The organism is Chryseolinea lacunae (genome assembly GCF_016735595.1).
Taxonomy (GTDB): domain Bacteria; phylum Bacteroidota; class Bacteroidia; order Cytophagales; family Cyclobacteriaceae; genus Chryseolinea; species Chryseolinea lacunae.
This window is the reverse complement of record NZ_JAERRB010000007.1, coordinates 58,557-78,761: the sequence shown is the minus strand read 5'-3', so window position 1 is coordinate 78,761 and position 20,205 is coordinate 58,557. Positions and strand designations below refer to the sequence as shown.

Annotated in this window: 21 protein-coding genes; 5 read left to right on the top strand and 16 right to left on the bottom strand. The window is 52.3% G+C overall.

From position 1 onward, the window contains the following. The first annotated feature begins 223 nt into the window (after window positions 1–223). Window positions 224–478, top strand: coding sequence for a hypothetical protein (locus JI741_RS19830; protein WP_202012841.1), 255 nt, complete (start codon window positions 224–226; stop codon window positions 476–478). A 435-nt stretch (window positions 479–913) separates the two neighbouring features. Here the strand turns inward: JI741_RS19830 and JI741_RS19825 are convergent, their stop codons facing one another. Both JI741_RS19825 and JI741_RS19820 read right to left on the bottom strand, forming a co-directional pair. After that, complete coding sequence (locus JI741_RS19825; RefSeq protein ID WP_202012840.1) at window positions 914–2,206, bottom strand: ABC1 kinase family protein; 1,293 nt, start codon at window positions 2,204–2,206, stop codon at window positions 914–916. A gap of 12 nt (window positions 2,207–2,218) precedes the next feature. Then, window positions 2,219–2,899 carry a TetR/AcrR family transcriptional regulator gene (locus JI741_RS19820; protein ID WP_236676181.1) on the bottom strand — a complete coding sequence of 227 codons (681 nt, stop codon included), beginning with the start codon at window positions 2,897–2,899 and terminating at the stop codon, window positions 2,219–2,221. Between the two features lie 67 nt (window positions 2,900–2,966). Between JI741_RS19820 and JI741_RS19815 the strand changes: the two genes are divergently transcribed. The 3 genes from JI741_RS19815 to JI741_RS19805 all read left to right on the top strand — a co-directional run bounded on the left by JI741_RS19815 (window position 2,967) and on the right by JI741_RS19805 (window position 4,914). Then, window positions 2,967–4,172 carry a tetratricopeptide repeat protein gene (locus JI741_RS19815; RefSeq protein WP_202012838.1) on the top strand — a complete coding sequence of 402 codons (1,206 nt, stop codon included), beginning with the start codon at window positions 2,967–2,969 and terminating at the stop codon, window positions 4,170–4,172. Between the two features lie 4 nt (window positions 4,173–4,176). Next, complete coding sequence (locus JI741_RS19810; protein ID WP_202012837.1) at window positions 4,177–4,353, top strand: hypothetical protein; 177 nt, start codon at window positions 4,177–4,179, stop codon at window positions 4,351–4,353. 63 nt (window positions 4,354–4,416) lie between these two features. Further along, window positions 4,417–4,914: an endonuclease V gene (locus JI741_RS19805; RefSeq protein ID WP_202012836.1), complete on the top strand. Its 498-nt coding sequence runs from the start codon at window positions 4,417–4,419 to the stop codon at window positions 4,912–4,914. A 316-nt stretch (window positions 4,915–5,230) separates the two neighbouring features. On the opposite strand, the gene JI741_RS19800 is transcribed toward JI741_RS19805, so the two are convergent. From JI741_RS19800 to JI741_RS19790, 3 genes are all read right to left on the bottom strand, one after another. Beyond that, the gene (locus JI741_RS19800; RefSeq protein WP_202012835.1) at window positions 5,231–5,680 is read right to left on the bottom strand and encodes a hypothetical protein; all 450 of its coding nucleotides are present in this window, start codon (window positions 5,678–5,680) and stop codon (window positions 5,231–5,233) included. A 55-nt stretch (window positions 5,681–5,735) separates the two neighbouring features. Continuing rightward, a complete protein-coding gene (locus tag JI741_RS19795; protein WP_202012834.1) occupies window positions 5,736–6,293 on the bottom strand; it encodes a hypothetical protein in 558 nt (185 codons plus the stop codon). A gap of 918 nt (window positions 6,294–7,211) precedes the next feature. Further along, window positions 7,212–7,487, bottom strand: coding sequence for a hypothetical protein (locus JI741_RS19790; protein WP_202012833.1), 276 nt, complete (start codon window positions 7,485–7,487; stop codon window positions 7,212–7,214). A gap of 116 nt (window positions 7,488–7,603) precedes the next feature. On the opposite strand from JI741_RS19790, the gene JI741_RS19785 reads away from it, so the two are divergent. Then, the gene (locus JI741_RS19785; protein ID WP_236676180.1) at window positions 7,604–8,089 is read left to right on the top strand and encodes a helix-turn-helix domain-containing protein; all 486 of its coding nucleotides are present in this window, start codon (window positions 7,604–7,606) and stop codon (window positions 8,087–8,089) included. Window positions 8,090–8,216: 127 nt separating this feature from the next. Here JI741_RS19785 and JI741_RS19780 read toward each other — a convergent pair whose 3' ends face one another. From JI741_RS19780 to JI741_RS19730, 11 genes are all read right to left on the bottom strand, one after another. Then, entirely contained in the window at window positions 8,217–8,909 is a 693-nt protein-coding gene (locus JI741_RS19780; protein ID WP_202012832.1) for a DNA-binding domain-containing protein, read from the bottom strand. Window positions 8,910–9,135: 226 nt separating this feature from the next. Continuing rightward, the gene (locus JI741_RS19775) at window positions 9,136–9,672 is read right to left on the bottom strand and encodes a hypothetical protein (RefSeq protein WP_202012831.1); all 537 of its coding nucleotides are present in this window, start codon (window positions 9,670–9,672) and stop codon (window positions 9,136–9,138) included. A gap of 58 nt (window positions 9,673–9,730) precedes the next feature. Beyond that, window positions 9,731–10,177, bottom strand: a complete 447-nt coding sequence (locus tag JI741_RS19770; RefSeq protein ID WP_369411833.1) for a suppressor of fused domain protein — start codon at window positions 10,175–10,177, stop codon at window positions 9,731–9,733. A gap of 156 nt (window positions 10,178–10,333) precedes the next feature. Then, window positions 10,334–12,676, bottom strand: coding sequence for a non-homologous end-joining DNA ligase (gene ligD / locus JI741_RS19765; protein WP_202012829.1), 2,343 nt, complete (start codon window positions 12,674–12,676; stop codon window positions 10,334–10,336). 12 nt (window positions 12,677–12,688) lie between these two features. Next, window positions 12,689–13,417: a DUF4184 family protein gene (locus JI741_RS19760; protein ID WP_202012828.1), complete on the bottom strand. Its 729-nt coding sequence runs from the start codon at window positions 13,415–13,417 to the stop codon at window positions 12,689–12,691. Between the two features lie 156 nt (window positions 13,418–13,573). Further along, window positions 13,574–14,122: a carboxymuconolactone decarboxylase family protein gene (locus JI741_RS19755; RefSeq protein ID WP_202012827.1), complete on the bottom strand. Its 549-nt coding sequence runs from the start codon at window positions 14,120–14,122 to the stop codon at window positions 13,574–13,576. Between the two features lie 2 nt (window positions 14,123–14,124). Further along, the gene (locus JI741_RS19750) at window positions 14,125–14,679 is read right to left on the bottom strand and encodes a carboxymuconolactone decarboxylase family protein (protein ID WP_202012826.1); all 555 of its coding nucleotides are present in this window, start codon (window positions 14,677–14,679) and stop codon (window positions 14,125–14,127) included. A 42-nt stretch (window positions 14,680–14,721) separates the two neighbouring features. Then, entirely contained in the window at window positions 14,722–15,972 is a 1,251-nt protein-coding gene (locus tag JI741_RS19745; RefSeq protein ID WP_202012825.1) for an MFS transporter, read from the bottom strand. Window positions 15,973–15,993: 21 nt separating this feature from the next. After that, the gene (locus tag JI741_RS19740; protein ID WP_202012824.1) at window positions 15,994–18,753 is read right to left on the bottom strand and encodes a TonB-dependent receptor; all 2,760 of its coding nucleotides are present in this window, start codon (window positions 18,751–18,753) and stop codon (window positions 15,994–15,996) included. Window positions 18,754–18,788: 35 nt separating this feature from the next. After that, window positions 18,789–19,352, bottom strand: a complete 564-nt coding sequence (locus JI741_RS19735; RefSeq protein ID WP_202012823.1) for a carboxymuconolactone decarboxylase family protein — start codon at window positions 19,350–19,352, stop codon at window positions 18,789–18,791. A gap of 306 nt (window positions 19,353–19,658) precedes the next feature. Then, window positions 19,659–20,204: a hypothetical protein gene (locus tag JI741_RS19730; protein WP_202012822.1), complete on the bottom strand. Its 546-nt coding sequence runs from the start codon at window positions 20,202–20,204 to the stop codon at window positions 19,659–19,661. Between the last annotated feature and the right edge of the window lies 1 nt (window position 20,205).

The following is a 20,205-nucleotide window of genomic DNA, read 5'->3' as shown; positions in this document are numbered from 1 at the left end:
CAGCATCACAGGCAAAATCACTTATGGGCTACTGCTTTTCTATGAAGTATGATCGACAAAACATACCGTTCCAAATAATATTTTTCATCACTCAACACGTCGTCATTTGAATTTGGACAACCAAAACACGGGCATGAAAACATTCTGCTGCAACCGCACCTAACAAAACCAAATCAGATTACGTTGGGATTGACTACTTTCGCATCACAATAAAAAACACGTTATGAAAGATCTTTCAGGAAAGTACAAGCACGAAGGTTTCAATCAGGTCTGGAGAGTACAACGGATGGGATGGGGAGCCGATTTGTATGCCGTTGAGGCCTATAGCCCGGCCGATGAAGTGACGCGCCTCGGCCAACCGATGCACATCATGGACCTCTATCTCGCCGAACTCATCGAAAGCCAACAACTCCTGCTCCTGGAAGCAGGCCGCAACAGCTTCCTCAAGTTTTGCGACAAGCTGATCCCCGGAAGATAACCCCACGCGACCCCGTCGCCCAAAAAGCCTATCCCCCAGCATTTAGAGTCATTTTATTGGTAACGTTGGCGCCACACGCCTCCCAAGAGCATTCACACAAATCAAAATCACCAGGTCGTTCTGACCTTCGCCTTCCAGTCACAAAGAACCCGTATCGACCGTAGGAGACTCCTACGGAGTCAATCCACACAAAGCCGAACATATCTATAGGCAAGGTGCTCCGACGGAGCAAAACAGCACACAGCTATCGGGCATTCTGCTTGCGTAGATCTATAGAAATCATCCTGTCTATAGAACGACGAACTAACCCAATGACCCGACTCCATAGGAGTCTCCTAAAGCAAGACCGCCTAAGAATTGCACGCCTTCAGATTACACATGAATTTGGCAATGACCATTAACAACGTCACCCCCACACGTCTCAAACGTTGTGAATCAATACGCCGTCTTAATCTTCGCCTTCAAATCATGAAGAATGGTATACAACCCAAAATACGTCCGGTTGATATACACTGCCTCGCTCACACCACGTGCGCGCTTAGACTCGCGTAGCTCTTTCAAGGTGCTCAACTTCTCGCCAAATCCATAGAGCTCTTCGAAATAGGCATTGTCGGCAAAGTCAAACTCTGCGGCGCGGAAGGGTCTTCCTAACAACTCTACCAGCTTCACAAAAATGGATGTGAACAACTCTTTCTCGCGGGGTGTGTCTTCGGGGTAGATGAAGCGGAGGTCGCTAAAGGCTTTGCGCTGCACGTCGAGGTCGGTCAGCACGTTGTCGTTCATCAGTTGGAAATAGAGGGGATAGAAATCTTCGGGGATCACCTTCACACAGCCAAAGTCGATGATGCCCAGTTTGTAGTCGGGGGTCACAATGAAGTTGCCGGGGTGTGGGTCGGCGTGCACGGCTTTGAGGGTGTGCATCTGAAAGTGGTAGAAGTCCCACATGGCCTGGCCCATGGTGTCGCGGGCTTCTTGTGGAATGTCTTCCGTCAGCGCCTGGCCCAGGGGTTTGCCTTCTATCCAGTCCATGGTGAGGATGCGGGGCGACGAATAGTCGGGATAGTATGTGGGGAAAATAATGTTCTTGAGGTGGCGGCTCTTTTCGGAGAGTTCGATGGAGCGTTGCAGCTCCAGGGTGTAGTCGGTTTCTTCCAGCATGCGGGTTTCCACCTCCTGGATAAACTCGTTATACTCCACCGGGTTCAGCTTGAACATGGCCAGCGCAATGGGCTTCACCATAGCGAGGTCGGACTTCACACTGTCGCCTACACCGGGATATTGAATCTTCACGGCCAGCTTCTTGCCGTTGAGCGTGGCCTGGTGCACCTGCCCCATAGAGGCGGCGTTCATGGCCTTGGTGGTGAAGGTGTCGAAGATCTTGTCGGGACCTTTGCCAAAGTAGCGCTGAAAAGTCTGCACCACCAGCGGGAACGACAACGGCGGTGCGCTGTATTGTGCCATGGCAAACTTCTGCTGGTAGGCTGTGGGCAACAGGTTCTTGTCCATGCTCAGCATCTGGGCCACCTTCAGGGCGCCGCCCTTTAGTTCGCTCAGGGAGTTGTAGATGTCTTTGGCGTTGTCGGCGTGAAGTTGGTCGCGATCGCTTTCGCCGGTCACGAGTTGTTTGCCATAATGCTTCAGGTAGTTGGTTCCGATTTTGGCGCCAGCAGACAAAAACTTAGAGGCCCGTTGCACTTTGGTGACGGGGATGCGATCGTATTCTTTCACGGATAGCGGTGGTTAGTTCTTTTTGTTCTGGTATAAAAATTTGGCGAAGTCCATCGCCGAGTCCACGGCGCCTTTGCCAATGAGGTCGAAGGCGAGGTTCACCGACTTCTCCACGGCGGCGTCGGTCTTTTCGAAGCCGGGGCTGTCGTCTTCCTTCCAGAAGAAGAGGATGAAGCCCATGTGCATCCAGAAGAGTTGGGGATAGCGCTTGTCGAGCAGCGGGCGTGTAGCCACCTCGCCATTGCCTTTGCCTTCGTTGAGCAGGCTTTCGAAAAAGGTTTCGAACGTGCTTTTGAAGGACTTTATGTAGTCGGGAATAAATTCAAGTTTGCGGGAATGCTCCAGTTGGTAGAGCACATAGCTGCGGTTGGCTTTCAGTTCTTCGAGCAACGTGAAATAGAAGGCGAGAATCTTTTCGCGGGTGCTGAACGCCTGAAACGATTCGTCGTCGCGCAGGCGGGCTATGGTCTTGTCGATGAAGCCTTTCCAGATGTGTTTTTCCAGGCCGTCGAACGAGCCGATGTGGGCATAGAACTCTTCCTCTTTAATGCCGAGGTCGAGACAGAATTTGTACACCGACGCAGGGCGGTGACCGTGGGTGAGCACGTGCTCGACATAGGCAGCCCGGAGCTGTTCTTCAGAAGCTTTGCTGCCGGTCTTTCGGGTAGATTTCTTCGCAGTTTCCATACGCATACTTAAACCGGTAATTCTGCCAAAGAGTTTACACTTTGCGGATGAATATTTCGTTAAATTTCCAGGCATGAGAATTCTCCTCACCACCTTATTCCTCCTCTCCTTCCTGGTTGGTCACGGCCAGGAAAAACGGTCCACCACCCGCCAACGTTTTGAACAGGCGCAGGTGGCCTACGACGCCGGGCACTATGCCGAAGCCCTCGCCCTCTTCAACCAGGTGCTCAAAGAAATGCCCGACCAGGCCGATGCCTACCTGCTGCGCGCAGCCACCCGCGAACAACTGGGCGACCTGCAAGGCGCCAACACCGACTACGCCATCTTCCTGGAAATGAAACCCGACCAGCCCGACGCCCTCTATAGCCTGGCCACCATCCGCTTCCGCCTCGGCCTCTATGCCCAGGCCAAAGACGACTTCACCAAACTGCTTTCCCTCCATCCGGGCGAAACCAACAAGATCTACTTCAACCAGGCAGCCACCACCACCGGCAAAAACCAGATCATGACCCTGCAAGGCCCCATGAAACCCCAGCTGTTCAACTACCTGGGCATGGTCGAAACCAAACTGAAGAACTACCCCACCGCCATCCACTGGCTCGACTCGGCCATTCGCCTCGAAAGCAAAGACCCCGACTTCTATGTGAACCGTGGCATTGCCAAAGAAGGGGCGAAAGACTCCACGGCACTGGGCGACTATAAAAAAGCGCTCACCATCAACCCCCAGCACACCGTGGCGCTTCACAACGTGGCCATCCTCAAGAAAACACAGGGGCAGCCCACCGAGTCGCGCGACCAGCTGGAGGCCGCCATCGAAAGCGACTCGAGCATGCTCTACCCCTACCTGGAGCGCGCCACCCAACGCATGGAAGGCGGCTATTTTAAAGGCGCCCTCGAAGACTACAACAAGGCCCTCACCATCACCGACAAAGACCCGCGCATCTGGATGAACCGCGGCCTGGTGAAAGAAAAGCTCAACGACCTGAAAGGCGCCTTCTCTGACTACACCCAGGCCATTGAACTCGACAACAAATACGACAAGGCGTGGCTGAACCGCGCCAATGTGCTCAACAAACAAGGCCGCTACAAAGACGCCATCGACGACTACACCGTGGTGCTGCTCTACAACCCCGATTCGGCCGGCGCCTACTACAACCGCGCCATCGCCAAACAAAAACTGAAACTCACCCCCGAAGCCTGCGAGGATCTGAAGAAAGCGGAGTCGCTGGGGCAGGCGGTGCCGGAGAAGATGAAGAAGGAGTTCTGCAAGGAATTGTGACACCATGAAACTGATCAAGCCCATTGTATATCACAGCATCGAGGAAAAGGAAGCGCTGGAAAAGGCGTTGATGGCCTCCATTCCAGAAGAAAAACGCGCCTCCGCCTCAAAGGCTTTGATGGACATCTTTGCACGGCCAGAAGAGAAACGGTCAGTTACAAAGCTTCCAAACAAACATTAAATCAAGGACAGACTTCTTCAGGAGAAGATGAAAAAGGAGTTCTGTAAAGAACTGTAACACCCAATGAAACTCGCCATTGATGTCTACTACCACAACACCACAGCAAAAGCCGTTGGCGTTTTGTTCGACGACTGGCAGGCAGCTACTCCCACCCAGATAATTAGCACAGATGTTGATGACGTGGCAGACTACGAACCCGGCAACTTCTACAAACGCGAGCTACCCTGCATCCTGAAACTGCTGGAGCAAATCGATCTCACTACGCTTGACGTAATTGTTGTGGATGGCTATGTTCATTTGAATGACGACGGCAAGGCAGGATTAGGCGCACACCTCTTCGAAGCACTCGGAGGCAAGATTCCCGTGGTGGGTGTGGCCAAGACATCGTTCCACAACAACACGCGCAACGTGGTGCCTGTGCTCAGGTCGAGCAAGAACCCGTTGTTCGTGACGGCCATCGGCACAGCGCTTCCGGCAGCGGCGGCGAGTGTTCAGAACATGCATGGACCGTTCAGGATGCCCACGTTGTTGAAGGTGCTCGATCAGGAGACGCGGAGGTGAGGCGGGCTTGTCACGGAAATACCTACACGCTATCCATAGTCACTTATTCCCGAACTTAATCTGATCAGGGCGTGCCCCTCCTCACGTCGGGTCGCGCTGTCCACTATACTCCTCGCGCCGCGCACAACCCACGCTGCTGTGGGGTGCCGTTCCCATCGCTCACGCACGTTTCCCTTTTGGCTGGACAATTCGCGAAAGGTTGTCCATATCGATCTTCCGATATCTTATCTCTTTACTTCTAATGTTGTTCTCGCGTCTGCACGAGTTGAAGGTCAAAAACAGAAGGAGTAGTATTCAACCTACTTTATTCATACGATTATCTTTGAATTACTCCATTTTCATCTCGCGCGTAGCTCTCCTTAATCTCCAAATTCAACAAACTCCAATTGTCAAAATCTCGCTGACTTCTTTCGGTTTCCAGTATCAACGACAGATCCTTGGCAGAAGCTAACTTAACATTGGCAAGAACAGGCTCATTTGGTGTAGCGTTGTTGATTTTAGTATCATATCGGCTTTCAAAAAAGAGGGTGTCCCTGCTATTTTTTCGCTGATAAATTGAAATGAAGTTGACGTTAGACGTTTCAATATGGCTGCGGCCCGGAAATACTATTCCGTAATATTTGCCTGGAATGATAAAAGACAAATTGCCATATGTCTTCCATAAGGTAACATAGTTGCCATTTGTCAATCTAAAAAATTTACGACTTTCTCCGTACCAAATTAGAGGTATAGAAATTAACAAAATTCCCAATATGCTTTTTTTCATACATCTCCCAATATCAAACATCCTGTTGCAACAGTTCGACGCATCTACCCTTCACTTACTGCTTATACTGGGATTGATGATCGTCAACAACTGAGTCTAATAAGAATTTAGAAAAGTGCTCAACCTTCATGCGAGCATCTTCCCCACCGAGTCTTATTGTTCTGCCGTTGTATGACAGAATGTACTCAACCTGATCCAGCATTCCTTCATTAAACTCCGTCTCAGCCCCATTCGTAACTATCTCCTGCGCCTGCACCTTCAACTCTTCCCACTTTTCCTTTTCCAGCGCGAAGAAAGATCCCCTAAAATAGCCTACCGTTGGTTTGTCGTTCGAAGCATTCTTATCCAAATCTACTTCTTGAAATACACCGCGTACACCCCGGTCTTGTTCTCTTAAAACTAAGATGTAGGACCTTTCCCATCTTCCCATTTTTGAAAAGACTAGAGACTTTTGATCTCTCGATTCATGAGCGCCACTTACCCCGTGATCCAGGAGGCAAAAATGTTTCGCAAAGCTACTTAAATCGTCTAATGCCCGTTCACTGTCTTTATTAGACTCCCTACAGGCAGACAATAAAAATATTATCAAAGTGAATCGTACAAGAGTTGACATAAGTTCGGGGCAAGATTGCCAAAAATAGATACTTTCACGCGGAGGTGAAATTGTTTTGCTTAAGCTTCTATCTCACATCAGTCTAGCCGCTGAGACGTTGCCCGATAGATCTCCTTCTCACCGGAGCGTGTAATCCGTCTTAACTGCTTTCTTCTTATCAGATATAGATCCGCGACGGTTTCATTGGAAGGTACCTCGTTTGAATTACGATTAAGAAAGAGTTTATCGCCTTTGACTTTCCACGTCCCAGAATCTAAATCTTGAGATAACGGGGCCGTTAGCCTGCGGCCAGAACCTGCGAAAATAAATTGGTGGTAGACAAAATTACCACCTGCCTTCAACTCTATCATAATAAGGTATCGGCTTGTTCCACCGACGGCATTTACAGTGCCACGCTTTTGATAAGACTTGCGTAAATGTTGAGCTGGGCTACTATAAACGGACACTGCTACCAGTATTGTTGTCAACAGGAATTTTAAGTTCATTTCTATTATTTGATAGTTAACACGGAAACGACTTGACCTCGGTTTTGTTGCCCTCATACAGATTATTGTCGTCGTAGCACAGTCTCTCGCATCAAGGACTATGCGAGGTGCTAAAGAACACGCACAGTCCTTGAGACAAGAGACTGTGCTTGGACATTCTTCGCGCGTTTCCCATGATCGGCTCAAAGTCTGACTCCTACCCCCGTCGCCATGAGAGATCCCTCCCATTGCAATAGAAAACTCTTTCCCATCACCGTCCAATTCCAATTCCCATCACTATAGGACATACCTTCCCATCACTATGGGAGTCCCCTTCCCATCGCTATAGGATTTTAATTTCCATCACTATGCAACTTGGCATTCCCATCACTATGCAAATTTCCTTACTGTGTGGCCGAACAACAGGGACCATCGCGAAAGACGTTGCTTTCCTTCACCCCTTCATTGCCGCATTGGCGGGGTGGTGGGTTGGGACTGTTTTTTCGATGGCTTTCAGGAGATCGGAAAGAAGGTCTACGTGGAGTGCCATGTCTGCGAACCGGACGTGAAGCGCTTCGTGCTCGCGACGGATGTAGATGTGATAAAGTTCGAGAAGGGTTTCGCGGAGGTCGCTGGCCGACGCAACGTCGAAGAGGTGGGCCAGTTTTTCGATAATTTCAGGCGTGAGAAACGGCGGTAGCCCGGGGGCAATCTTGTCGGGTGCTGTCATGTGTTGGTGTTTTGTTTTCGCCAAATGACGAGGCGTGCACTGAAATGGACCTGCGGTGGGCGGAATATTGTATGCTCTGTGCGGCATAAATTATGACCTGAAAACCTTGACCGGTAATGAGCGTAGGGTTTTTCTTTATATTTGTTGATATGAATGAACACGAAGTTTCTCAGAAATCAACGGCCCCGCATCAGGGTCGGAATGTGAAGCGTTTTCGCGATATGTTGGGCATGAAGCAAGAAACGCTGGCCACCCTGCTCGGACCAGAGTGGACGCAAAAAAAAGTATCACAACTGGAATCGACTGAAGTGATTGACCGGGGATTGCTGACTCCACTGGCCGCGGCGTTGCACGTTACTCCTGAAGCCATCGAACACTTTGATGGGGAAAAGATGCTCGCGGTTATTTCAAACACATTCAATACTCACGACAGTGGGTCAACCCAAATTAGCACCAATATTGTAAACAATTCAAACGCTGCCAACGAAGAGTTGCTTCAGGATATCAAGAAACTATATGAAGCGCTGGTCAAAGAAAAGGACTCCCTCCTAAAAGAGAAAGACGAGCGAATAGCGTTGTTGCAAAGACTATCTGAAAAGTAGCAACTCAAACACAACTGTGTTCTGATTTTCGACAGAAACACATAGACCCGCCGATCCGTCAGGACAAAAAAAAACCAGTCCGCTGCAGCAGACTGGCTCCCGGGTGGGCGTTGAGCAAAGCGTTCGCTTACTTCACCGTAACGTTTTTTATCAAAAAACCTTCACGCATTTCCTTCGTGCCAGCCATGAGGGTGCGTACCGAAATCGAGTACTCACCGGCAGCCAGGGTGGCGGGAATGATGAAGATGATTTTTGAAGGTTTGGCATCGGCAATGACATCTACCTTGGTGAGCGTTCCATTCAATGCCGTGAAGAACACACCCTGCGCCGCGTTGGCCGCATCAAACTTCAAAGCGCTTCCGGCAATGTGGGCTACACCACCTGGAGTTGCTGTGCTGTCTGCTTTTGAAGTCAAATCTTTGAACGATTGCAAAATGGGGAGCGGCTTGAACGACATTATCTTTTCTACTCTGATCTGGCTAACCATCTCTTTCAAACGCAAGCCGGGTTGCACACGAACGCTGATGGTGTGGCGGGCCGCATCGAACGAGTCGTTCGCATCGGCAAACGTGCCTCTGATAGAAAGTGAAACATTGAACAAGGGCGACACAACATTGTGACCGTCTTTCACGAGCTGCGCCACTGCCAGCGACAACTCTTCCAAAACCGAAAGCGCCTCCGCCTTCGTAACCGTAGACCCGCGGCTGATCATCATATCAACCACCTCTTCCATCGACTTTGTGCTGATGGGAACCACTACCGCCTTCTGATCATCTGGATCAGGAGTGAGTGGATTTTCGAATAGCATGTATTTTACCATGCCAGCCCCCCTTACTATTTGCGTGCCAACGCGTGGAGTGCGTTTTTAGGTTGGAATCGAGGTTTTAGGGGTATCGCTAAGACGATAGCCGACGAAATATCGTTGGGGCGAACGATATTTCGTCGGCTGAGGGTCGGGTTTGGCATGGAATGGGGCGTGAGGATGAGGTCTTGGTGGTCCAAAACAGGAGGTAATGCGGAGGTTGTCTTATGCGCGCGTCCAATGACTACGAAATATCAATATGCCAACCGGACAGATGAACGCCCGTCTGCTGCTGGTGCAATATCTTTTCAACCCTTGGACTATAATAATTGCCATTCACCCCAGCTCCCGGCACCATAAAACGTTTTCTGAACTTCCTTTTCAAACGATCGGCCCACGCCACAAATTCCTTCGGCTTTTCAATTCTCTCTCCCTCATGATAGTAGAAACTCGTGTAGTAGAACCGCGCCCGGTTCAACTTCTTGCCATCTTTCGTTAAACCTCCGCGCGAGAATTGAATGGCGCAACTGGATTGAGCGTCAACCAACCAATAGCCTTGCGGCGCTATCCACTGCGTCACCACGTGATTCGCTTGGTCTGCCTTTACCAAAAATACGGTATCGAACTTATGGCGATCGTCGAAGGCTATTGAGTCCGAATACAAGTTGGCGATCTCAAACGTAGGTTGCTTGATAAACAGGGCGTTTTCCTCGCGAAGAAAGACTTCAATCTCCGGGAGGTCATCGGGGTGTATAAAAAAGTTTAGTTGTCGTGACTGCATGTCTGTTCCTGATATAGATCAACATGATACATCTATGCTGTACTTGATCCGTGTGTTTTCACACCACGCTTGCTCTGTTCGGATTTAAATAATCAAATCCACTCTCCTCAAATTTAATCTCCAACGCCTCCACACCACAGCTTTTCTTAAAATCCACTTCGGCTTCTGTTACGGGGATCAACCAATAAAACTGCACTTCGCGTTCATATCCCGAAATCACAGCATGTTCAAGGTCAGGGCCATCAAGGTAGGGCAAGGATATGAAGCCATAGGTGCACGGCGAGTCCTTCTGCCAGGGCTGTCCAAAGTTGACGGTGTGACTCAAATCCAGCTTTGCATTATTCCTGTGATAGGATGCCGCGGCGGTGAGCAACTCAACCAATCCACGATCCTGTGTAGCCGAAAACATATAAAGTTCAACAGGGCTATCGTCGCCTTCCGCCGACATACAGCATGTTGCGTAGGTCCACATGCTTCTGTTTTTGGTAGGCTCAAACTCAAGCACACAAAAATCGGGAGCAAGCTTTTCTATTGGTCCTTTATACCAGTACTTTGGAATTCCTTTGCTATTCAGACACGTTCGTAGTGAAGTTGAATTTCCTCCTTGTGCATTTATCTAGTCTACTTGATCTTGTGAGAACTGACTTAAAAATTGTCGGCATCATTCAGCAGCAACCTCCAGGTCCGGTCTCAACCGAATAAACACCGGCTCCCGAAACATATTATCCGGCGTCAACTTCGAATAGCTCACCTCGGCAATTGTCTTCGGCTCGAGCCATGTGGTTATCTTGGGGTCGAGCACGGTGCCCACCACGTTGGGTTTCTTTATGACGTCCACTTTCTTTAGCACGGCGGTTATGTCTTTCATGGTGGCATCGTCGAAGCCCGTTCCTACTTTGCCGCGATAGTGCAGGGTGTCGCCGATGCGTTCGGCTATGTGAAGGGCCCCGAAGGTTTGGCCACGCACGCCCTTGCCGGGGGTGAAGCCGATCACCGTTACTTCGGCCGACTCGCGCACTTTTATTTTGAGCCACAAGTCGCTGCGGCGACCGGGCATGTATTTGCTGTCGGCGCGTTTGGCCATGATGCCCTCCAGGCTGTGAAGCTTGGCGGCGTCGAAAAGCGATTGGCCTTCGTTCATGTGCTCGCTCACGCGATAGGGAGTTTCGGGGCGAACGGCATCGGCGAGCCACTCTTTGCGTTTGATGAGGGGCTCGTTCACCAGGGCTTTGCCGTCGAGATAGAGACAGTCGAAAATGTAGCAGTGCACGGGGTTGGACTTGGATAGCTTCAGTATGTTGGTTTCGCCCGTGCTGCTGAGGCGGTTAATGACGCGCTTGAAGATGGGCTTGCCTTCGGCATCGAGACACACTATTTCGGCATCAAACAAACCGTTGGTGGCGCGAAAGGCTTTGTCGCCCGCCCACAACTCGGGAAACTGCGACGTGACATCGCGAAGGCTGCGCGTCTTGATTTTCACCTGGCCATCTTCCAGCGACACCAGCGCGCGAATGCCGTCCCACTTGATCTCATAGATGTAGCCGTCTTTTGTCGGCACCTTGTCGGTTTGTTCGGCCAGCATGGGTTCGATGTCCGCATGCAGGTAGTTCACCTGCGGTTCGTCTACACGTTCCAGCAGCCACTCCTTGTCTTTCATTTTGTGGATGCGGTATTCGCCATTCACTTCCTTGCTGGTGAGGCGGAAGTAGAAACCGTCCTTTTTGTCTTTGGTGATCTGGTATTTTCCCAGGGCATAGATCCACATATCACCGGCGCCGTATTGTCCTTTGGGAATGGCGCCGTCGAAGGTGAGATATTCCAGCGGGTGGTCTTCGGTTTGCACGGCAAGGCGTTTCACGCCGGGATACGGTGGCAGTCCTTTGGGCACGGCCCACGATTTGAGCACACCGTCTTTCTCCAGCCGCAGGTCATAATGCAGGCGCGACGCATGGTGGCGGTGCACTACGAACTTGCTTCCGGTGTTGTCTGCGGGAGCGGCCGCGGGCTCGGGTGTTTTGGTGAAGTCGCGCTTCTTGCTGTAGGCTTCCAGTTGCTCGGGCGACTTGTGTTTGGTGCCTTCGGGGTTAACGTTCTTTTTCTTGGCCGTCACTTTGGGGCGGTGCGTGTGGATGGCCACGGCATAGGCATCGAACCCTTGCCACGCATCGCCGTCGCGCACCACCTTCTCTACCGCCGTGCGTATGTTGAACTCTTTCGGGTCTTGCACCAGCTCCAGCTCATCCCAGGTCAGCGGCATCGACACGGGCGCACCGTTGCGTCCGCGAAGGCTATAGGGCGACACAATGCTTTGGCCGGAGCGTATTCTGAATATGTCTACCAGCACCCTACCCTTGCGCGCTTCCTTTTTGATGTGCAGGGTCACGTCGTTGGCATAGCGCTCCACAAAAGGTTTGGCAATGTCCTGGGCCGCTTCAAACACGGTGTGAAAGTCGTGGGTGGCTTCAATGGGGCAGCAGATGTGCAGGCCCTTGCCGCCGGTGGTTTTCACAAAGGGAGTGTAGCCATAGGTCTCGATGACTTCTTTAAGGGCCTTGGCAATGGGAATCACTTTGGTGAACGTGTAGCCTTCCGGTGGGTCGAGGTCAAACACCATGTAGTCGGGCATGTCGAACGTGGGCTTGCGGCTGTGCAGCTGGTGAAGTTCGAGCGAGGCGAGGTTTGCCAGCCACACCAGCAGGGCGGGTTCGGTGGCCACGATGTAGTCTTTCTTTTCTTTGCCCAGCGTCACAAACTCGATCCACTTCGGGGCCCACTCGGGGCGGTTCTTCTGGTAGAAGCTTTCGCCGGTGATGCCGTCGGGGAAACGGATAAGCGTGAGGGCGCGGCCGTTGGCATAGTTGAGCAAGGTTGGGGCAATCTTCAGGTAGTATTCAATCACCTCGGCTTTCACGATGCCGTCTTCGGGGAAGAGCACCTTCTCGAGGTTCGAAAGCTCCACCTCGCGTTTGCCTACCTGGGCCCATTGTGTTTTCTTTTTCGCCATGCGGCCCTAACCTTACGCTGTTGTATTCTTAAAGTTAATAAATCCACACAACACCACCGCCAGCATCAACCCCGACATGCTGCTCACCACCAGGTTGCCCAGCATGATCCGGTCGGGAATCAACACAAACCTCAACACCACAATCGCCGCGGCCAGCAGCAGCACCAACAGCCAATAGACCAACCGCGGTGTGTACACGGCTCCCTCCTCTCCTTTTTTAGCAATCACATAGGCCGACACAATCGAGAGTCCCACCACCGTGCTGACCTGCTGCAACACATGAAACAGCGGATAGCGCACACCGCCAAACGGCACAAACACTTCCTTGTAGATGGCCAGCCGCTGGGCGAAGTAGCCGTCGTTGTGCGTGAAGCCGTCCCACAGAATATGCGAGGCCGATCCCACCATGGCCGAGATCAGAAAGATGACGATGTGGGTTCGGAGATAGGCATTAAAATCAAGTGCCACCAGCGCCTGTAGCTTGGGCTGCACAAAGGCGGGCAGGTTTCGGATGAGGTTGCGCTTCGCGATGTTGTGGAACACCAGCGCCAGAAACACGGACACGGGTGCATCGAAATACAAGATGCCCCACAGCGTGTGACCATGAACACCGCTCACGCTCATTTTGAAAAAGTATTCAAAGTCAGGCGCCATGCTACCCACAATGAGGCCGGTGGCGGAGGCATAGCGCCAGCGTAGAAACGGAAGAACAACGGCGGGATGTGCCGGGGTGAAGGGCATAGCTTTTTGCACGGCAAGGTAGGAAAAGACGGAAAACAAAACAGGAGCATTCCGAAAGATCATGCCCTCCGGAACACCCCTGTATTTTGATCGTGTGCTACGCGCTTTCGGCAGTTATCTCAATTCCCGTCAAGATATTGGAGCCGACGCTACGTGTCATTTATACAGATCAAAATTGATATAACCTTCTTCTGCCCGGCGCGGTCCGCGGTCGATATAGACCTGGCGGTCTTGTGGTGCCCAGGTGCCCAGGCCGTCCACATAGCGATTGAACATACAGAAGGCGGCGGCGATCAGCACGGTGTCGTGAATCTCGCGGTCGGTGGCGCCATGGCTGCGGGCATTCTCAATCTGCGCGGGCGTAACATTCTTGCCACCCTTCTGAACACTACCGGCAATGGCCAACAGCGATTTCAGTTTGTCGGACAAGGGCATGGCCGCATAGTCTTTCTTCACATCGTCGACAAACTTCATGTCGCATTGCAGATAGTGCTGGGCGAGACCGCCGTGTGCATTCTGGCAAAAGAAACAGTCGTTGAGCGACGACACATAAGTGGCAATGAGTTCGCGATCGCCACGCGACAACGAGTTGTCACTACGCAGCAGCACCTCGGCCAATTCATTCAAAGGCCTTGCTGTTTCCGGTCGGAAGGCCATGGGGCCGCGAATGCCGGGCAGTTGTGGATCTAAAGTGATGTGTGCCATGCTTAGGATGCAGGTTGAGGTTGAGGTAATACATAGCCGAGCGTTGCCATACGTTTGCCCATGGGCACATAGGCTTCGCGGTCGGTTGGTGTGAGACTGGCCAGGCCGTCCACATAGCGGTTAAACATAGAGAAGGTGGCGGCGATGAGCACGGTGTCGTGAATGTCGCGGTCGCCGGCGCCATAGCGTCGGGCTTCGGCCACATCTTCGGGCGTGACGGACTTTCCGCTCTGCTGCACTTTGCCTGCAATGTTGAGCAAGGCCCGCATCTTGTCGGTGACGGGCGCGGTAGACGGGTCTTCGATCACACAGTCCACCACTTCCTGTTCGGCACCAAACAGCTCACGCGCCGCGGCAGCGTGACTGCTCATGCAAAACATGCAATGATTGCGTGCCGACACGTGTGTGGCAATAAGCTCGCGCTCGGCCGGTGTGAGCGGCGACGGATCGCGCAGCAACACCTGCGCCAGCGCATAGAGTGGCTTCCCGGTTTCCGGACGAAACATCACCAGACTGCGAATGCCGGGAACTCCTTCGGGTACGTTTATGTGTGCCATTTTTAGTTAGTCTTTAGTAGTTAGTAAAGAGTCTTTAGTAGTTTATGACTTCACGTTCACACCATCATCCTTTGTCAACGACAGTGTGACCAGTCCAATCAGAAATACAACCGAGAACGTGAGGATGGCATTGCCATAGCCGCCCAGGGCCGACACCAGCGCGCCGATGAAGAACACTGCGGCGGCTGTAACGATGCGACCTATGTTGAAGCAAAAGCCTGTGGCTGTGGCGCGGATGTCGATGGGGAACAGTTGTGGGATGTAGGCCGACAACAATCCCTGGCTGATGCCAAAGAACAATGCAAGGCATCCAATCTCGGCATAGATGATGGGCGAGAATGTGGTGTTGAGTTTGAACAGCAGCACCGACAACACGCAGCATCCTCCAAAGCACAGCATCATGGCGCGACGCACACCCAACCCTTTGGCTATCCAACCGGAAAAGAAACCTCCGCTAAGACCACCGGCGCCCAGCAACATCATGGCCAGTCCGCGTTCGGTTTGGCCGTCGGTGGTCACCAGGCTTTGCACCCAGGTGGGCAGCCACGAGAAGATGGCCCACAGGCCAATGAGCATGGAGCCGAAAATGAGGGAGCCTTTCACGAGGTTGCTGCTGTGCAGCTGAGCGTTCTTGCGCATGCTGTTGGCCGCAGGTTCAATTTGTGAGAGTCGCCACTTTTCAGATTCCTGCACCACCCAATAGGCCAGCATGGAAACGGCCACCGGCAACGCGCCAATGAGAAAACCCTGGCGCCAGTCTGACACAATGTAGTTGACCAGCCCGGCCGAGAACACGCCAATGGGAAAGCCTATCGACAAAATGCCGATGGCAATGGAACGCGTGCGCGCAGGCCATACTTCAGAGAGCAGCGTGGCCGATATCACCAGCACACCCCCCACACCAAAGCCCGCCAGCAGGCGACAAGCCACCACCATTTCCCACGTGCGCGAGAAGCCTGTGGCTACGGTAAGCAATCCGTATAAGCCCACCGCCAGCACCAGCGCCTTCGAACGACCTATGCGATCGCTGATGATGCCCCAGGTGAATCCACCAAAGGCCCATCCTAAAATATAGAGGGCGTTAATGTAGGCGCTCACCTGTCCGAGGCGCTCCGGGCTCACTTCGCCCATCACTTCCTTTACCACCACGGGCAAGTATACCGACATCAAAGTCGACACGGTGCCGCCAAAGATGTTGCTCAGCAAGCAAATGCCAAACGTGATCCACAGCCCGGCCGTAACACTCTCGGTGGCGGCCAGGGGCGTGGCGGGTAGTTCAAGTTCTGATTTCATAGAAAGAAAAGTCTGCTGTTCTTATTTCATTAACTGATCGAACACGATGCTCACATAATACACAGCACCGATCGAAGGCGAGCCATAGGCCTGATACACCTGGTTATTGAACACGTTGTTTGCACCGAATTTCACAATCGACTTGATGGGCGACATCTTGTAGCTCACCTGCGCATCTACAATCGAGTAGGCCTTGATGGTGCCGGGACGCATGCCGTTGAAGGTGCTGGTCCATTCAAAAGTGTCTTGCCAGCGCCAGGCCACGTTGAAGCCAAAGTTCTTGGCGATGGCGCTGTTGCCAAACGTAACCGTTGTTCTATACTTGGGTGTGTTGAAAGCCGGGATGTCGTTCACGTTAGCATTGCGCAGGTTGAAATCGGCCCACGTGCCATTTGCGCCTACTGTGTAGTTGCCAGGCAGCAGATACGTGAGGCCCAGTGTGGCACCTTGCGAGGTCACGCGGTCGCTGGCGTTGGTATACAATTGATAGAGTCTGGTCTTTCCGTTTTGCAAATCGCCAACGATGGCCGGGTTGATCTTTCCATCGGGGCCCAGCACAGGGCTTTGCATTTCCATCACCACCTGGTTCAGAATAAAGTCGTTGTAGCTGCTGAAGTAGTAGTTGGCGTCGATCAACAGGTTGTTGTTCACCAACCCTTTGTAGCCAATCTCGAACGTCTGCACGCGCTCGGGTTTGATGTAGGCCACGTTCGATTTCTGGATGATGTCTTTGGTTTGCATCACAGCATCTTGTGGCGAAGCACCTCCGGCCATGGCTTGCATAAACGCAGCCTGGAACGCACCGAGCGACGGCGTAGTCACCGAGTTCTGATACACCGTCATGCCGCGGCTGTTGTCCGGCACACCGCCCAGCACGGTAATAACACCGGCGTCGAGCTTGATATACTGATCGCCCGGTGTAGGGTTTCTGAAACCGGTTTGAAACGAAGTGCGAAAGTGATGGTTGGTGGCCACGGTATACACGGCCGAAGCACGTGGTGTGAAGCGACCATCGAAGTTCTGGTTCTTGTCGTAGCGCAGCGAGGCCGTGAGTTTCAACTTTTCGTTGAGCAGTCGCTTGGAGGCTTGCGCAAAGGCACCGCCTTCTTTGATCGTGATCTTGTTGTTCTTGTCGTCGAACAGGGTGCCGTTGGTGAACATGTCGTACATGCGGAAGTTTCCGCCTACCAGCACATCAAGCACTTTGATTTTGTCGGAGAAGTCGTATTGTCCTTCCGCGTGATAGAGCTTGCTTTGGCTGAGGATGCCAGCGCCGCCCGATCCTTGTTTTGCGATGAGTCTCGCCTTTTGATCTTCAAACTCGGTAGAGCCGGGCAGGAATCTTCCCTGGTCGGCAAACGCACGGGCCGCAGCATGGTCGGCTGCCGTAACGTTGTTCACGTTGCCGGTGAAGGCCGCCTGATAGCGTGCATACCAGGTGTCGTCGGCCTGGGCTTCGCTCACCACGTTGCCGTTCAGGTCGCGCACCCAGGTTTTGTTAATCAACTGGCCAAGACCTTTGCCGTTGTAGGAGTTCTTCGAATCTTCGAGGTTGGCATAGCCGCGGATAAAGTAGTTGCTACCTTTCAACTCCACGCGGTGTTGCTGGAAGTTAAAATCGTTCAACATAAAACGGTTACTGCCGGTGTAGGCAGCGCGGCCCTGGTTGTAGTTGTATTGATAGATCAACTCCATGTTGTCGGTGAGGCGATAGTGCAACGCGCCGTTCAGCTTTGTGCTATAGGAGTTGTAGTTCATGAGGAAACGTTCTTCATAGCCGGTGCGCGACACGCGACCTACGCCGGTGAGGGTGCGCACATCGTCATCGCCATAGATGTTGAGGCCATTGCGTGCAGGGTTGTTGTCGCCGCGTTGTTCGGGGGTTGCGCCTGCGTCAACGTCGGTATAGTTGGTGGCATACCAGTCCAGACCAGTGAAATAGGATGCATTGATCTTGAAGGCAAAACGATTGTTGAACGCTTTGGCATAACGCAACGCGTAGTCATACAGACCATGCGGGTCGGCATACTGCTCGTTGATGTGATTCACCCCTACACGCACCTGCGCGCTGAGGCCTTGATATTGAAAGGGATCTTTGGTACGCATCATCAACACACCGTTGAAAGCCACCGGGCCATAGAGGGCCGATGCCGATCCGGGAATGAGCTCGGCGCTTTCCATGTCGAGGTCGGAAGAGCCAAAGAGATTGCCCACGGCAAAGTTGAGCCCGGGTGTCTGATTGTCGACACCGTCTACCAGCTGCAGGAAGCGCGAATTGCCGGTGCCGTTGAAGCCGCGGGTGTTGATTTGTTTGAAGGTAAGACCGCTCGTCACCATCTCTACCGACTTGATGTTTTGCAAGCCATCATAGAAGTTGATGGACGGGGTTTCGCGAATGGCACGTGTGTCCATCTTCTCGATGCTCACCGGCGATTCCAGAATGCTTTCTTCCACGCGCGAAGCAGTCACCACCATTTCGTTGAGCAGTTCGGTTTGTGGCGTGAGGCCGATCTTCACAGACTCGCCTGAAGTGCTGACGGCCACTTCCTGTTTTTGATAGCCCACACCGGTAACCACCAGGGTCAACGGCAATGCGGCCGACGTGTTGAGGCTGAAGTTTCCATTCTCATCGGTGGTGGTGCCGATAAGCTTTCCTTTAATCACCAGCGAAGCACCACTCACCGGCTTGCTGTCGGCGTCGGTGATGGTTCCTGATATTTTGGTTTGGGCGAAGAGAAAGGTGGGAAAGGAAAGAAAGACTAGTAGTAAAAGTTTTTTCATAGACGAAGGGGTATATGGTTTGGTTGGTTTGGTTTTTACTTCTTCTTCAGGTGGTCGTAGCCGTTGGGCAAACGAGTATAGCCATGGTTGACAAGGCGGTCGGCGAGCGTGCCATAGTAGGCAGGGTCGGCCGGTTCCAGGGTTGCCAATCCGTCGACGTAGCGGTTGTAGAGGCAGAAGAGGGCGGCGATCAGCACGGTGTCGTGGATCTCCAGATCGGTGGCACCGGCTTGCTTGGCACGGTCGACCGATTCGGTGGTGACGTTCTTTCCGCTTTGTTGCACCTGGCGCGCGATGACCAGCAGGGCTTTCATCTTTTCGCTGAGCGGTGCATGCTCAAGATCATGTTTGATTTTTTGGGTGGTGTCGGTTTCACCATAATACAGATCGGCCGCAGCCGTGTGGGCCGTGGTGCAGAACTTGCACTGGTTGTTGTGCGACACAATGGTGGCAATGAGTTCGCGCTCGCCTTCTGTTAAGGTGTTGGGGCCGCGCAATAAGAACTGGGTGAGGTCGCGGATCGGTTCCGCAGAATCTTTTCGATACTCGAGCAAGCCGGTGATGCCGGGCAAATGCTCTTCAACAGGAATGTAGGGCATAGGTAGTTAGGTTATTAAAAAGGACGTTGGCTCCAAGCGTGAGGTGAGAGAGGGGTAAAGGTGTCTGCCGGCAACCCAAACGAGCCGACAGACAATCCTTTCATTTAGACAGTCTATGTTTGCTTCGCTATGCGCAACCAAACGCATATTGTACCGGAAGCAGAACCTAGAGAATGACCAAAGGGATAATCAAGACCGCGACGGCAAAATGACCTGAACTGTGCACACATCAAACCTCAGAGTAAAGGGCTCCGATGGCGATGCAAATAAATGTAACGGAAGGAATTCAGTCTTTGCCGAAGGATCTCAACAAAGAGCTTCCGGAGGGGGTGATGATACCGGAAATGACTGTGACAAGAGGGAGTAAGACGGGTCAGCAAAGGAACATGGCTGGCTCCATCCAAGGGATAATGCTATTTCCAACTGAAAGCTGGGCACGTAGTCTTTCATGAGACCACTTAACAGCTTCAGGGTTTGATGCGATGATGTGGGAAGGTCGTTGGCAAGTTTCGCATAGTCCGACATGGTGTCGAACAGTTTCTTTTCGTGGTTGTCGCGAATGCACACTACATAGAGTGTGTCCTGTTCCAGCTTTTGTTCCACCAGTTTATAGAACTGGCCTTCGTGCTGAAACTCGCCATCCACACGTTCATAGTCCTTGCTGTCCATCCAGTAGGGCAATGAGAAGGGAATCTTCAGGGTGATGGTTTCTTCGGAGGAATATTGGCGCGCATCGAGACGGGAAATCATTTCTGTGCGGGCTTGATGACGCAGGCCGAGATAGACAAAATAGTACCCCACAAACTGGAAGAGGAAGACAAAAAGGAGCGCTATGGAGAATATTCTTTTCAAC

Bases quoted from the DNA above. Each gene is read 5' to 3' on its own strand.
- JI741_RS19830 (WP_202012841.1), top strand. From the start codon at position 224: ATGAAAGATCTTTCAGGAAAGTACAAGCACGAAGGTTTCAATCAGGTC.
- JI741_RS19820 (WP_236676181.1), bottom strand. From the start codon at position 2,899: ATGCGTATGGAAACTGCGAAGAAATCTACCCGAAAGACCGGCAGCAAA.
- JI741_RS19815 (WP_202012838.1), top strand. From the start codon at position 2,967: ATGAGAATTCTCCTCACCACCTTATTCCTCCTCTCCTTCCTGGTTGGT.
- JI741_RS19810 (WP_202012837.1), top strand. From the start codon at position 4,177: ATGAAACTGATCAAGCCCATTGTATATCACAGCATCGAGGAAAAGGAA.
- JI741_RS19805 (WP_202012836.1), top strand. From the start codon at position 4,417: ATGAAACTCGCCATTGATGTCTACTACCACAACACCACAGCAAAAGCC.
- JI741_RS19800 (WP_202012835.1), bottom strand. From the start codon at position 5,680: ATGAAAAAAAGCATATTGGGAATTTTGTTAATTTCTATACCTCTAATT.
- JI741_RS19795 (WP_202012834.1), bottom strand. From the start codon at position 6,293: ATGTCAACTCTTGTACGATTCACTTTGATAATATTTTTATTGTCTGCC.
- JI741_RS19790 (WP_202012833.1), bottom strand. From the start codon at position 7,487: ATGACAGCACCCGACAAGATTGCCCCCGGGCTACCGCCGTTTCTCACG.
- JI741_RS19785 (WP_236676180.1), top strand. From the start codon at position 7,604: ATGAGCGTAGGGTTTTTCTTTATATTTGTTGATATGAATGAACACGAA.
- JI741_RS19780 (WP_202012832.1), bottom strand. From the start codon at position 8,909: ATGGTAAAATACATGCTATTCGAAAATCCACTCACTCCTGATCCAGAT.
- JI741_RS19775 (WP_202012831.1), bottom strand. From the start codon at position 9,672: ATGCAGTCACGACAACTAAACTTTTTTATACACCCCGATGACCTCCCG.
- ligD (WP_202012829.1), bottom strand. From the start codon at position 12,676: ATGGCGAAAAAGAAAACACAATGGGCCCAGGTAGGCAAACGCGAGGTG.
- JI741_RS19760 (WP_202012828.1), bottom strand. From the start codon at position 13,417: ATGCCCTTCACCCCGGCACATCCCGCCGTTGTTCTTCCGTTTCTACGC.
- JI741_RS19755 (WP_202012827.1), bottom strand. From the start codon at position 14,122: ATGGCACACATCACTTTAGATCCACAACTGCCCGGCATTCGCGGCCCC.
- JI741_RS19750 (WP_202012826.1), bottom strand. From the start codon at position 14,679: ATGGCACACATAAACGTACCCGAAGGAGTTCCCGGCATTCGCAGTCTG.
- JI741_RS19745 (WP_202012825.1), bottom strand. From the start codon at position 15,972: ATGAAATCAGAACTTGAACTACCCGCCACGCCCCTGGCCGCCACCGAG.
- JI741_RS19740 (WP_202012824.1), bottom strand. From the start codon at position 18,753: ATGAAAAAACTTTTACTACTAGTCTTTCTTTCCTTTCCCACCTTTCTC.
- JI741_RS19735 (WP_202012823.1), bottom strand. From the start codon at position 19,352: ATGCCCTACATTCCTGTTGAAGAGCATTTGCCCGGCATCACCGGCTTG.